This is a genomic window from Noviherbaspirillum sp. UKPF54 (genome assembly GCF_007874125.1).
Lineage (GTDB): Bacteria > Pseudomonadota > Gammaproteobacteria > Burkholderiales > Burkholderiaceae_D > Noviherbaspirillum.
In genome coordinates, this window is record NZ_CP040128.1 from 1,142,957 (window position 1) to 1,156,243 (window position 13,287).

Annotated in this window: 13 protein-coding genes; 12 read left to right on the plus strand and 1 reads right to left on the minus strand. The window is 62.9% G+C overall.

Features of this window, described 5'->3' with window-relative positions; genetic code table 11:
* Window positions 1-27: 27 nt before the first annotated feature.
* From glp to clpB, 5 genes are all read left to right on the plus strand, one after another.
* Complete coding sequence (glp, locus tag FAY22_RS05380; RefSeq protein WP_146329266.1) at window positions 28-1,269, plus strand: gephyrin-like molybdotransferase Glp; 1,242 nt, start codon at window positions 28-30, stop codon at window positions 1,267-1,269.
* 5 nt (window positions 1,270-1,274) lie between these two features.
* The gene (moaD, locus tag FAY22_RS05385) at window positions 1,275-1,532 is read left to right on the plus strand and encodes a molybdopterin converting factor subunit 1 (protein ID WP_146329267.1); all 258 of its coding nucleotides are present in this window, start codon (window positions 1,275-1,277) and stop codon (window positions 1,530-1,532) included.
* A 7-nt stretch (window positions 1,533-1,539) separates the two neighbouring features.
* The gene (gene moaE / locus FAY22_RS05390; protein ID WP_146329268.1) at window positions 1,540-2,019 is read left to right on the plus strand and encodes a molybdopterin synthase catalytic subunit MoaE; all 480 of its coding nucleotides are present in this window, start codon (window positions 1,540-1,542) and stop codon (window positions 2,017-2,019) included.
* A complete protein-coding gene (gene crcB, locus FAY22_RS05395; RefSeq protein ID WP_146329269.1) occupies window positions 2,016-2,393 on the plus strand; it encodes a fluoride efflux transporter CrcB in 378 nt (125 codons plus the stop codon). Before moaE ends, crcB begins: the two co-directional genes overlap by 4 nt.
* Before the next feature lie 172 nt (window positions 2,394-2,565).
* On the plus strand, window positions 2,566-5,142 hold the full coding sequence (gene clpB / locus FAY22_RS05400) for an ATP-dependent chaperone ClpB (protein WP_146329270.1): 2,577 nt from the start codon (window positions 2,566-2,568) through the stop codon (window positions 5,140-5,142).
* 69 nt (window positions 5,143-5,211) lie between these two features.
* On the opposite strand, the gene FAY22_RS05405 is transcribed toward clpB, so the two are convergent.
* Complete coding sequence (locus tag FAY22_RS05405; protein ID WP_146329271.1) at window positions 5,212-6,003, minus strand: helix-turn-helix transcriptional regulator; 792 nt, start codon at window positions 6,001-6,003, stop codon at window positions 5,212-5,214.
* Window positions 6,004-6,118: 115 nt separating this feature from the next.
* Between FAY22_RS05405 and FAY22_RS05410 the strand changes: the two genes are divergently transcribed.
* The 7 genes from FAY22_RS05410 (at window position 6,119) to FAY22_RS05440 (ending at window position 13,241) form a co-directional block, all read left to right on the plus strand.
* On the plus strand, window positions 6,119-7,354 hold the full coding sequence (locus tag FAY22_RS05410; protein WP_146329272.1) for an MFS transporter: 1,236 nt from the start codon (window positions 6,119-6,121) through the stop codon (window positions 7,352-7,354).
* A 98-nt stretch (window positions 7,355-7,452) separates the two neighbouring features.
* A complete protein-coding gene (rraA, locus tag FAY22_RS05415) occupies window positions 7,453-7,947 on the plus strand; it encodes a ribonuclease E activity regulator RraA (protein WP_146329273.1) in 495 nt (164 codons plus the stop codon).
* 18 nt (window positions 7,948-7,965) lie between these two features.
* Window positions 7,966-8,658, plus strand: coding sequence for a Crp/Fnr family transcriptional regulator (locus FAY22_RS05420; protein ID WP_146329274.1), 693 nt, complete (start codon window positions 7,966-7,968; stop codon window positions 8,656-8,658).
* Window positions 8,659-8,753: 95 nt separating this feature from the next.
* A complete protein-coding gene (locus FAY22_RS05425; protein ID WP_146329275.1) occupies window positions 8,754-8,948 on the plus strand; it encodes a DUF2892 domain-containing protein in 195 nt (64 codons plus the stop codon).
* 372 nt (window positions 8,949-9,320) lie between these two features.
* The gene (gene aceA, locus FAY22_RS05430) at window positions 9,321-10,637 is read left to right on the plus strand and encodes an isocitrate lyase (RefSeq protein WP_146329276.1); all 1,317 of its coding nucleotides are present in this window, start codon (window positions 9,321-9,323) and stop codon (window positions 10,635-10,637) included.
* Between the two features lie 122 nt (window positions 10,638-10,759).
* Window positions 10,760-11,677 carry a 23S rRNA (adenine(2030)-N(6))-methyltransferase RlmJ gene (locus tag FAY22_RS05435; protein WP_146329277.1) on the plus strand — a complete coding sequence of 306 codons (918 nt, stop codon included), beginning with the start codon at window positions 10,760-10,762 and terminating at the stop codon, window positions 11,675-11,677.
* A gap of 274 nt (window positions 11,678-11,951) precedes the next feature.
* Window positions 11,952-13,241, plus strand: coding sequence for an EAL and HDOD domain-containing protein (locus FAY22_RS05440; protein WP_146333252.1), 1,290 nt, complete (start codon window positions 11,952-11,954; stop codon window positions 13,239-13,241).
* Window positions 13,242-13,287 lie beyond the last annotated feature (46 nt).

Below are 13,287 nucleotides of genomic sequence, written 5' to 3' on the forward strand. Positions count from 1 at the left end.
TCCGGCCATTTCAATGCGGGGCCGAGCATGACTGAAAAGAAGCCCATGCTGAGCGCAGCCGAGGCGCTCGATTTGCTGCTTGCCGCGGTCGAGCCGATCGCGCAAACGCAGACGCTGCCGACACTGGAGGCGAACGGCCGTGTGCTCGCCGAGGGGCAGGTTTCGCAGCTCAATGTCCCGCCGATGGACAATACCCAGATGGACGGCTACGCGGTGCGCGCGATCGACTGCGCCGGCGGCGCTGCCCGGCTGAAGGTGGCCCAGCGCATTCCGGCCGGCCAGGTGGGACAGCCGCTGCAGGCCGGCACCGCGGCGCGAATTTTCACCGGTGCGATGATCCCGCCGGGCGCGGACGCGGTCGTGATGCAGGAGCAGTGCGAGCCGGAAAAGACCGTCGAGGGCGACTTCGTGACGATCCGGCACGCGCCGCAAGCCGGAGAGTGGATTCGCCGCAGCGGCGAGGACATCCGGGCCGGCAGCGTCATCCTACAGGCCGGAACCCGGCTGCGCGCGCAGGAACTGGGTCTGGCCGCCTCGGTCGGACTGGCCAGCCTGCCGGTGGTGCGCAAGCCGCGCGTGGCGGTATTTTTCACCGGCGACGAACTCGCGATGCCGGGCGAGCCCCTGAAACCCGGCGCGATCTACAACTCCAACCGCTTCACGCTGCGCGGCCTGCTGGAAAACCTCGGCTGCGAGATCACCGATTACGGCATCGTGCCCGATTCGCTGGATGCCACGCGCGATACCTTGCGCCGCGCCGCCGCCGGCCACGACCTGATTATCACGTCGGGCGGGGTGTCGGTCGGCGAGGAAGACCACATCAAGCCAGCGGTCGAGGCCGAAGGGCGGCTGAACATGTGGCAGATCGCGATCAAGCCGGGCAAGCCGCTCGCGTTCGGCGAGATCAACCGCGCGGATCAAGACAGCCGTGCCTATTTCATCGGTCTGCCCGGCAACCCGGTATCGAGCTTCGTGACCTTCCTGCTGTTCGTGCGGCCGTTCATCCTGCGGCTGCAGGGTGTGGCCGACGTGGCGCCGAAAGCGTTCCGCATGCGCGCCGACTTCGTCTTGCCAAAGGGCGACCGCCGCAACGAATTCCTGCGCGCGAAGATCAATGGCAGCGGCGGGCTCGACCTGTTCGCCAACCAGGGCTCGGCCGTATTGACCTCGACGGCGTGGGGCGACGGCCTGATCGACAATCCGCCGGGGCAGGCAATCGGGCAGGGCGACATGGTGCGCTTCATTCCGTTCAACGAACTATTGTATTAGGACAGATGAATATTCAGCTTCGATTTTTCGCCAGCATCCGCGAAGCGTTAGGCACGGCCCAGGAATCCGTCGCACTGCCGGCGCATGTGCAGACCGTCGGTGAGGTGCGCGCCTTCCTGCGCGAGCGCGGCGGTGCGTGGGCCGAGGCACTGGCGGAAGGGCGCGCGCTGCGCATGGCGTACAACCATCAGATGACGGATGCAGCAACGCGCATCGCGGAAGGCTGCGAGGTGGCGTTCTTCCCGCCGGTGACGGGGGGCTGAGGCGGGTATGGCAATTCGCGTCCAGACCCAGGATTTCGACCTCGGCGCCGAGGTAGAGCGGTTGCGTGCCGGGGACGCGCGCGTGGGCGCCGTGGTCAGCTTCGTCGGCACCGTTCGCGACATGAACGAGGGCGCGGGCGTCTCCGAGATGGAGCTGGAACACTATCCGGGCATGACCGAGAAAGCGCTGGAAGAGATCGTGGCGCAGGCCAAGGCGCGCTGGAATATCTACGACGCTCTGGTGATCCACCGTGTCGGTCCCTTGCGGCCGATGGACCAGATCGTGCTGGTGGCGGTGACCTCGGCGCATCGCGGCGAGGCGTTCGCCGCCTGCGAATTCATCATGGACTATCTCAAGACGCAGGCGCCGTTCTGGAAGAAGGAACAGACGGCGCAGGGCGCGCGCTGGGTCGACGCCCGCGTCGCCGACGACCGGGCGATGGCCAAGTGGGGCGTTCGCTCCGCCAATTCGGAGCAGCAGTCGTGAGCTGGCTGGCGGTGGGCTTGGGAGCGGCGATCGGCGCCTGGCTGCGCTGGGGACTGGGCTCGCTGCTCAATAACCTGCACGCGCATGTCCTGCTGGGCACGCTGACCGCCAATCTCGGCGGCGGCTATCTGATCGGCATTGCGGTCGGCTTCTTTACCGCTCACCCAACGGTGCCGCTGGAATGGCGGCTGTTCGCCGTGACCGGCTTTCTCGGCGGCCTGACCACCTTCTCCAGCTTTTCGGCCGAATCCATGGTGCTGCTGCAGCGCGGCAACTATGGCTGGGCGCTGGCGCACAGCGCCTTGCACCTGCTTGGCTCCATCACCTGTTGCATCGCCGGATTCGCGAGCTACCGCGCCATCTCCGGTTCCTGATTGCGCATTCCCGCCGCCAGTTTGGCGGCTCCTTCCGCTTTATAAATTTGCCGAATTTGATTCAGGTCCATTCCGTTATAAAACGGAAATGGCGAGAATCAAATTCCTTGCTTGAAATGCGGTCTCTCCATCCCCACGTTGTTATCAAATCGAATTTTTGGAGATCAAATCCATGCGTCTCGACAAACTAACAACCAAATTACAGGAAGCACTGTCCGATGCCCAAAGCCTGGCCGTCGGCAACGATAACCAGTATATCGAACCGGTACACATACTCACCGCGCTGTTGAACCAGGACGACGGCGGCGCGCGTTCGCTGCTGCAGCGTGCAGCGGTCAACGTCGGCGGTTTGCAGAATGCGCTGAAACACGTGCTGGAGCGCCTGCCCAAGGTGCAAGGTACCGGCGGCGAAGTGCAGATCGGGCGCGAATCCGTCGCGCTGCTGAACCTGGCGGACAAGGAGGCGCAAAAGCGCGGCGACCAGTTCATCGCCAGCGAAATGATCCTGCTTGCGCTCACCGACGACAAGTCCGAGGCGGGCCGCCTGGCACGTGAAAACGGCCTGGCGCGCAAGGCGCTGGAAGCCGCGATCGATGCGGTGCGCGGCGGCGGCAACGTATCGTCGCAGGACGCGGAAGGGCAGCGCGAAGCGTTGAAGAAATACACGCTCGACCTGACCGAGCGCGCGCGTGCCGGCAAGCTCGACCCGGTGATCGGCCGCGACGACGAAATCCGCCGCGCGATCCAGGTCCTGCAGCGCCGTTCCAAGAACAACCCGGTGCTGATCGGCGAACCGGGCGTGGGCAAGACCGCGATCGTCGAAGGCCTGGCGCAGCGCATCGTCAACGGCGAGGTGCCGGACAGCCTGAAGGGCAAGCGCGTGCTGTCGCTCGACATGGCTGCCTTGCTGGCTGGCGCGAAATACCGCGGCGAATTCGAGGAACGCCTGAAAGCCGTGCTGAAGGAACTCGCGCAGGACGAAGGCCAGACCATCGTCTTCATCGACGAGCTACACACCATGGTAGGCGCCGGCAAGGCCGAAGGCGCGATCGATGCCGGCAACATGCTCAAGCCGGCGCTGGCGCGCGGCGAGCTGCACTGCGTCGGCGCCACCACGCTCGACGAATACCGCAAGTACGTGGAGAAGGATGCCGCGCTGGAGCGTCGCTTCCAGAAGATCCTGGTGGACGAGCCGAGCGTGGAAGCGACTATCGCGATCCTGCGCGGCCTGCAGGAGAAGTACGAGGTGCACCACGGCGTCGAGATCACCGACCCGGCGATCGTGGCCGCGGCCGAACTGTCGCATCGCTATATCACCGACCGCTTCCTGCCGGACAAGGCGATCGACCTGATCGACGAAGCCGCGTCCAAGATCAAGATCGAGATCGACTCCAAGCCGGAGGTGATGGACAAGCTCGACCGCCGCCTGATCCAGCTGAAGATCGAGCGCGAGGCGGTGAAGAAGGAAACCGACGAGGCATCGCAGAAGCGCCTTGGCCTGATCGAGGAGGAAATCCACAAGCTGGAGCGCGAGTACGCCGACCTGGAGGAAATCTGGAAGGCGGAAAAGGCGACGGTGCAGGGCGCCCAGCACATCAAGGAAGAAATCGAAAAGATCAGGCTGCAGATGGACGAGGCCAAACGCAAGGGCGACTGGCAGAAGATGTCCGAGCTGCAGTACGGCAGTCTGCCGCAGCTGGAGGCGCAGCTGAAGCAGGCCGATAAGGCCGAGGCGCAGGTGCCGAAGCTGGTGCGCATGCAGGTCGGCGCGGAGGAAATCGCGGAGGTCGTTTCGCGCGCCACCGGCATTCCGGTCTCGAAGATGATGCAGGGCGAGCGCGACAAGCTGCTGCACATGGAAGCGGAATTGCACAAGCGGGTGGTCGGCCAGGACGAGGCGATCGTCGCGGTATCCGATGCGATCCGCCGCTCGCGTGCCGGCCTGTCCGATCCGAACCGGCCGTACGGCTCCTTCATGTTCCTCGGGCCGACCGGGGTGGGCAAGACCGAACTGTGCAAGGCATTGGCGTCCTTCCTGTTCGATACCGAGGAAGCGATGATCCGCCTCGACATGAGCGAGTTCATGGAGAAGCATTCGGTCGCACGCCTGATCGGCGCGCCGCCGGGATATGTCGGGTATGAGGAGGGCGGGTATCTCACCGAGGCGGTGCGGCGCAAGCCCTACAGCGTGATCCTGCTCGACGAGATCGAGAAGGCGCATCCGGACGTGTTCAACGTGCTGCTGCAGGTGCTCGACGACGGCCGCATGACGGACGGCCAGGGCCGCACGGTCGACTTCCGCAATACCGTGATCGTGATGACCTCGAACCTCGGTTCGCACAAGATCCAGTCGATGGAGGAAAGCGATCCGCAGCTGGTGAAGCTGGCGGTGATGGCCGAGGTGAAGGGGCATTTCCGTCCGGAGTTCATCAACCGCATCGACGAGATCGTGGTGTTCCATGCGCTCGACGCGAAGAACATCGGCGCGATCGCGCGTATTCAGCTGCATGTGCTGGAGCAGCGGATGGCGAAGATGGACATGAAGCTCGCGGTGAGCGATGCCGCGTTGCAGAAGATTGCGGAAGCCGGTTTCGATCCGGTGTATGGCGCACGTCCGCTCAAGCGCGCGATCCAGCAGGAGATCGAGAACCCGTTGTCGAAGATGATCCTGAACGGCCGCTTCGGTCCGAAGGACACGATCTCGGTGGAGGCGCGCAACGGCGAGCTGGCGTTCGAGAAGGCTGCGTAGCAGGCGCTTGCCGCAAGAAGGAAAAGGCCACGCGAGTGGCCTTTTCTGTTTTTGGGGCACGCTGGCGCGCTAATTCTCTCCGCGTGCAAAGAATGCCGTCGGCGACTGCCCGAAGGTCTTCTTGAACATCGCCGAGAATGCCGACTGGCTGGCGTAACCGAGTTCTGCTGCAACGCGCGACAGCGGCAATCCGCGTGCGATCAGCGGCGCCGCATGCGCCAGCCGCACCTGCTGGCGCCACTGGCTGAAGCTCATGCCCAGTTCGCGTTCGAACAGGCGCGCCAGCGTTCGCCCGGACGCGCCCACGCGAGTAGCCCAGTCTTCCAGCGTCAGCGCGGAAGCCGGCTCGGCGATCAGCATTTCGCACAAGGTGCGCAGGCGCTTTTCCTCGGGCAGGGCGACGCAGATCGGCAGCGTGGCCGAACGCGCCAGCTCATCGAGGATCAGCGTCGACAGCATCGCTTCGCGCGGCCCGCCCGCTTCCGCCTGCGACAACGCCACCACCAGTTCGCGCAGCAGCGGCGTCACCTCCAGCACTTCGCATCGTTTCCCCTGAAACGGAGCGGCGTCGGCCTGCACGTACAGGGCGCGCAGGCGCGCCTTTTCAAGGGTGACGACTTCGTGCCGGGCATGCGCGGGTATCCAGATCGCGCGCTGCGGCGGCACGATCCACGTGGTGCTGCCCACCGTGACGCGCACCACGCCGTCCAGCGCATAGGTCACCTGGCCCCAAGCATGGTGGTGAGCGGCCAGCAGCTCGGAGGCATCGAGGTCGCGTGCAACCAGCCGCACGGGCCGCTCGGCAGTCGGCGCGGTGCCGGGCAGGTGCAGGCGGGTATGGGTGACGGGTTGGATTGCCATGGAATATGCCGAAAGGCTGGGCTGTCATTTATTCGATAAAGATTGTCTTTTTATCTTAAAACAGACGAAATCTTTTTGCTTACACTCCTTGTACCAATAATTCAAAGAGGCGGAGATGAGCGCAGCAACAATTCCTTCCCTGCGGCGCGACGCGCAGGTGATCGGCCTGGTGGGCGTCGCCCACGGCGTATCGCATTTCTTTCACTTGATCCTGGCGCCGCTGTTCCCGTGGCTGAAGGAGGCGTTCAGTCTGTCGTATGCGGAGCTGGGCTTGCTGATGACGGTATTTTTCATCGTGTCCGGCGCCGGGCAGGCGCTGGCCGGCTTCGTCGTCGACCGGGTTGGCGCGCGTGCGGTCCTGTTCTCGGGCATTGCGCTGCTGGGCCTGTCGGCGCTGCTGTTGTCGCAGGCACACAGCTACGCGATGCTGCTGGCGGGTTCGATGCTGGCCGGACTGGGCAACAGCGTGTTTCATCCGGCGGACTTCACCTTGCTCAACAAGCGCGTGCCCACGCAACGCCTCGGCCATGCCTTTTCGGTGCACGGCATTGCCGGCAATCTCGGCTGGGCGGCGGCACCGGTCTTCCTGACCACGATCGCGGCGCTGTCGAGTTGGCGCACTGCGCTGGCCGCCGCCGCATGCATTCCGTTCGCGACCCTGGTGGTGCTGTTCGCATATCGTGACCTGCTGCGCACGGATGAGGCGAAAACGGCCGTGGCGGCCCCGGGCAGGAGCGCCGCCGGCGGTCACGTGCTCGACTTTATGCGCTTGCCGGCGGTGTGGATGTGCTTTGCCTTCTTCTTCATCACCGCCATGGCGCTGGGGGGCATCCAGAGCTTTTCTTCGTCCGGCCTGCGCGCACTGTACGGCATGTCGCTGGCGTCGGCTACCGCCGGATACACCGCTTACATGCTGGCGTCGGCCGCCGGAATGGTGGCGGGCGGCTTCATGGCGTCGCGCACATCGCGTCATGAACGCACCATCGCAATGGCATTCACCGGCTCGGGCATCGTCTCCCTCATCGTCGCCGCCGGCCTCGTGCCGTCGTTCCTGGCGATCGCGCTCATGGGCGTCATCGGCTTTGGCGCCGGCATCGCCGGGCCGTCGCGCGACCTGCTGATCCGCGCCGCCGCCCCGAAGAATGCGACCGGCCGCGTGTACGGCGTCGTGTATTCCGGGCTCGACATCGGCCTGGCGGGCGCGCCCGTCCTGTTCGGCGCATTGATGGATGCGAACCACCCGTCGTGGGTGTTCATCTGCATCGGTTTGTTCCAGTCGCTGGCGATCTTCACCGCAGTCAGCGTCGGCGTGAACACGGCAAGGACCGCAGAGGCGAGGGCGGCCGCATAGCCGCGCGGGCAATTTTCGCAAAGCCGCCGCTCGCCGCCGGCGGCTTTTTTGCCGGCGAGCTCGCTTACAATGCTTCTTTTTGACCGAAGGAGAAGCGGATGAGTTTTGCGACCTGCGATATTTGCGATGCGAATGAAGACAAACTGGCGACCGGCGCGCTGGCCGTATTGCCTCCCGTATTCCAGAAATTCGGCAAGCTGGTGAAGTTTTCTGGCCGGGCCGCCACGCTCAAGGTCTTCGAAGACAACGTGCTGGTGCGGCAGGCGCTGGAAACCCCGGGCGAGGGCCGAGTGCTGGTGGTCGACGGCGGCGGTAGCCTGCGCTGCGCGCTGGTCGGCGGCAACCTCGGTGTGCTGGCCGAGAAAAACGGCTGGGCCGGCATCCTCGTCAACGGCTGCATCCGCGACTCCGAAGAAATCAACGCCTGCAGCATCGGCGTTCGCGCGCTCGCCGTGCATCCGCAGCGCAGCGTGCGAAAGGGCGTGGGCGAGCGCGACTTGCGCGTGTCGATCGCAGGCGTCGCGATCAATCCGGGCGACTGGATCTATGCCGATGCCGACGGCGTGCTGGTGGCTTCCCAGCCGCTGGCCTGACGCGCGCCGATTGTCGCCATGACGAGCGCCTTGTCTTCGCTGATCGCGGCGCAGCCGCTCCTGCAGGGCCTCGCGCCGTCGGCGCTGGAACTGCTGGCCGCGCAACCCGTGCTTGAGCTGCCGGCCGGCACCCGGGTGTTCGACACCGGCAGCGACTGCGGCGGCTTTCCGATCATCCTTTCCGGCGGCGTGCGCGTGTTCAAGCATCTTGCCAACGGCCGCCGCATCGAACTGTACCGGGTGACGCCGGACGAGCCGTGCATCCTCTCGCTGGGCTGCCTGCTTGGCGGCGGCCGCTATCCCGCCAGCGGCATCGCGGGCGACGCCACGCGCCTGATCGTCATGCCGTCCGGCTTGTTCAACGAATGCGTCGCGAACAACGCGGTCTTCAGGAACGCGATGTTTCGCGCGCTTGGCAACCGGCTGGTCAACACGATGGAGCTGGTCGAGGAAGTCGTCACGCTCAGGCTGGACGTGCGCCTGGCGAGCGCGCTGCTTGAGCATGCCGCTCTAGGCCACGCGGCGGACGATGGAGGCTCCGGCACGATCGGCCTGACCCACCAGCAGCTGGCTGACGAACTGGGGACGGTGCGCGAAATGATCAGCCGTCTGCTGGACGATTTCGCCCAGCGCGGCATGCTGGCGCTGGGCCGGGGGCGGATTGACATCCTCGATGCCGCTGGACTGCACGCATTGGCCGCCACCCGCTGACGTGCTCGCGCCGGGTTGTGTGACTCCGGTTACATACGCCGGCGGGCGGTTTGTCTATGCTGGAGCCTTTCCATCACCCGCGCAAGGAGAATGTCATGAACGCAAACGTCGGTTCCCTCGACAAGATCATCAGGCTGATTCTGGCCGCCGTCTTTTTCAGCCTGTTTTTCGTCCTGCAAGGCGACTTGAAATGGATCGCCCTGATCGGCATCGTCCCGCTGGTAACCGCCTTGGCAGGCTGGTGTCCGCTGTATTCGATATTCGGCATCAAGACTTGCAAGATGCGCTGAGCGCCGCAGAGCCGCAACGCGCAACTCCATACGGGCCGGCAACCGGGGCGGACCTCCGGCTGCCGGTCATCCACTGACTTAAATCAAGTCTTCCGCGCGCCCCGCCTGATCTTTCTTCGATACGCAAGGCAAATTTCACGATCCAGAAAGTATGTTTTGCATCGTGAAAAACTCTGTCGCGGCACATCACAAAGTTGTTTCATTGTAAGAAAAATGGTTTTGTATCGCGAAATCAAATATATAAGTCATTGAAAATCAATGATTTAATTTTGGTTATATGTCTTATATAAGACCTTGTTGCCTCGCAAAAAAGCGCCTATCATTCTCCCATCAAGTTTTCTTTTTTCTTTTCACTCGCTTCCCCATAGGAGAATGACCATGGCAACTCGCGAAGAACAAATCAAGGCACTCGAAAAAGACTGGGCTGAAAACCCGCGCTGGAAAGGCATCAAGCGTAACTACTCCGCAGCAGACGTTGTCCGCCTGCGTGGTTCCAAGCAGATCGAGTACACGCTCGCAAAGGAAGGCGCCGAGAAGCTGTGGGCGAAGGTTAACGGCGGCGCCAAGAAGGGCTACGTGAACGCATTCGGCGCCATCACCGCTGGCCAGGCAATGCAGCAGGCCAAGGCTGGCCTGGAAGCCGTGTACCTGTCGGGCTGGCAAGTTGCTGCCGACGGCAACACCTCCGAAACCATGTACCCCGACCAGTCGCTGTACGCATACGACTCCGTGCCGACCATGGTTCGCCGCATCAACAACACCTTCAAGCGTGCCGACGAAATCCAGTGGTCCCGTGGCGTCAACCCGGGCGATGCAGGCTTTATCGACTACTTCCTGCCGATCGTTGCTGACGCTGAAGCCGGTTTCGGCGGCGTGCTGAACGCCTTCGAACTGATGAAGAACATGATCGCTGCCGGCGCAGCAGGCGTGCACTTCGAAGACCAGCTGGCTGCCGTGAAGAAGTGCGGCCACATGGGCGGCAAGGTTCTGGTCCCGACCCAGGAAGCGATCGAGAAGCTGGTTTCTGCCCGTTTCGCAGCCGACGTCATGGGCGTGCCGACTATCGTTCTGGCTCGTACCGACGCTGAAGCGGCTAACCTGATCACTTCCGACCACGACGCCAACGACAAGCCGTTCCTGACTGGCGAGCGTACCCAGGAAGGTTTCTACCGCGTCAAGAACGGTCTGGAGCAAGCGATCAGCCGTGGCGTTGCATACGCGCCGTACGCTGACCTGGTATGGTGCGAAACCGGAACGCCGGATCTGGGCTTTGCCCGCGAATTCGCGCAAGCCGTGCACGAGAAGTGCCCGGGCAAGCTGCTGTCCTACAACTGCTCGCCGTCCTTCAACTGGAAGAAGAACCTCGACGACAAGACGATCGCCGAATTCCAGGACAAGCTGTCCGAACTGGGCTACAAGTATCAGTTCATCACGCTGGCCGGTATCCACGTCAACTGGTTCAACACCTTCCAGTTCGCGCACGCTTACGCTCGTGGCGAAGGCATGAAGCACTATGTGAACATGGTGCAGGAGCCGGAATTCGCAGCACGCGAAAAAGGCTACACCTTCGTGTCGCACCAGCAGGAAGTCGGCGCAGGCTACTTCGACGACGTGACCACCGTGATCCAGGGCGGTTCGTCTTCCGTGAAGGCACTGACCGGTTCGACCGAAGAAGAACAGTTCCACTGATCTTCGCCGGCTCGGCATCAAAACCGCACCTTGGGGTGCGGTTTTTTTATTTGTGGCTGCGCCAGCCAGTTAGCTTGTTACAATGGCGCCTCTTCATTTCCCCGCCTTATCTGTAAATCCCTATGCTGAGCTACCGCCACGCCTTCCACGCAGGCAATCATGCCGACGTGCTCAAACACACCGTTCTGATCCAGCTGCTGCGTTACCTCGGCCAAAAGGATGCCGCCTACATGTACATCGATACCCATGCCGGCGCGGGTGTGTATGAGCTGGATACCGGTTATGCGGCCAAGAGCGCCGAATATGAAACCGGCATTGCCAGGCTGTGGGAGCGCAAGGACTTGCCTCCGGCGCTGGGCGAATACCTGCAGCTCGTCAAGGAGATGAATCCGAGCGGAAAAATGCGTTATTACCCGGGATCGCCCTACTGCGCCGAAAAGGTGCTGCGCGAACAGGATCGCATCCGGCTGTTCGAATTGCACCCGAGCGACGGCAAGATCCTGGAGGACAATTTCCGCAAGCTGGAGGCGCATGCCGCCGCACAGGGACAGCGTTCCGGAGCGCGCGGCAAGCGCGTGATGATCCAGAAGGGGGACGGCTTTACCGGCTTGAAAGCGCTGTTGCCGCCGCCGTCGCGGCGCGGCCTGGTGCTGATCGATCCGCCATACGAAGTCAAGGACGATTATCGCAAGGTGAAGGAAACGCTCGACGACGCCTTGAAGCGCTTCGCGACCGGCACCTATGCAGTGTGGTATCCGGTGCTGCAGCGCATGGAGTCGCGCCAGCTGCCGGACAAGCTCAAGCGCCTGCCGGCCAACGGATGGCTGAACGTGACGCTGTCGGTCAGCGGTCCGGCTCCCGACGGGTTCGGATTGCGCAGCAGCGGCATGTTCATCATCAATCCGCCCTGGACGCTGGAGCCGATGCTGCGCGAGCTGATGCCTTACCTGGTGGCCGCGCTCGGCACCGATGACAAGGCCGGATTTACGCTGGAATCCGGCGCGACCGTGACACCGCACACCGGCACGCGCCGCACCTGAACTGCGCGGCTGACCGCCGGAAATGGCATTTCCGGCTGCGGTACGTTAATTGCATGTTCGTCGGGCAGATATGCCGGCATGAGGCGGCATTGCGTATTTTCCTGGGGCGGTTGCGTTCTTGTTCGTCGGACTGCATGAAAAATCCGGCTTCCATCGATAGAAAATACAAACCGTAAAACGGGTTCATGCCCGGCGGTGTCTATGCAATTCCGCTGTCGGCGCCGGCGCAGGCGTGTTCTGCGCGAATCCAGCCAAGAGGAGCGCCAATTCGTTGATGAATGATCTCGTTCTCCGCTCTTTTTCTCAAACCCCGCTGCCTTTGCATCGCGCCAAGGAATTCTTTCTTGCGCGCCAACCCATTCTGGATCGCAATCAGGATCTGGTCGCCTATGAATTGTTGTTCCGCACAGGAGCCGACGGTCCGGCTGATGTCACTGATGACGTTTATGCGACGGCATCGGTGATCGCGCATGCATCGGAGCTCGGGTTGGAGAATGTGGTCGGTACGCTGCCCGGCTTCGTCAACGTCGATGCGGCCGTGCTGATGAGCGATTTCATCCAGTTCCTGCCCAGGGATAAGGTCGTGCTGGAGGTGCTGGAGACCGTCGAGGCCACCGATGAAATCGTCGCGCGCATCGATCAGCTGTCGAAGGCGGGATATGTGTTCGCGCTCGACGACGTGGTGGCGGAGTCAGGCAGCGTCCGAAGGCTGTTGCCCATGGCTCGGATCGTCAAGATCGATATCAGCGGCATGAGCGAGAGCGCGTTGCGCGCCCTGAGCGCTCGCTTCATCCAATCAGGGAAAAAACTGTTGGCCGAAAAGGTGGAAAACCTGGGGCAGTTCCACCAGTGCCTTGAGCTCGGCTTCGCCTATTTCCAGGGCTATTATTTTGCGAAGCCGTTTGTTTTGACGGGTAAAAAACTGTCGCCCTCGCAGATGACGATCGTCCGCCTGATGGCGCAAATTACCGAAAATGCGGACAGTGCCGATCTGGAGCGCAGTATCAAGCAGGATGCGGCGCTGGCCTTGCCGTTGCTGCGTCTTGCCAACGCGCCGGCGGCAGGCGCGGCACAGGGCGTCGATTCGATCGGGCACGCGCTCGCCGTGCTCGACAAGCGGCAACTGCACCGCTGGCTGCAGATCCTCCTGTACGCCGAACCTGGCAAGGCAGTGCATGCGGCGTCGCCCCTGCTGACTCTGGCGAGTACGCGCGGGCGGTTGCTGGAGCTGATCGCAGCTAAAATTCGGCAGGGCGATCGCCATGCTGCCGACGTCGCATTCACTGTCGGCACCATGTCGCTGATGGATGCCTTGTTCGGCATGCCGATGGAAAAAATCCTGGAACAGGTTTCGGTCTCCAAGGACGTGCGCGATGCTTTGCTGGTGCGGCAGGGCTTTTATGGCGATTTGTTGAGGCTGGCCGAATCGGTCGAGCAGTTCAGGGAGCCGGAGCCCGCGATTGCGCCGCTGCTGAGGAAGCTGAGTTTGTCGGGCGAAGATTTCTATGCGCTTCAGCTGGCTGCGTACAAATGGAGCAATCGTGTCACCGATGGTGCGAATTAGGACGGTCCCGTCCTGGCGCAGAATCGATATGCGCCGCATGGCGCTA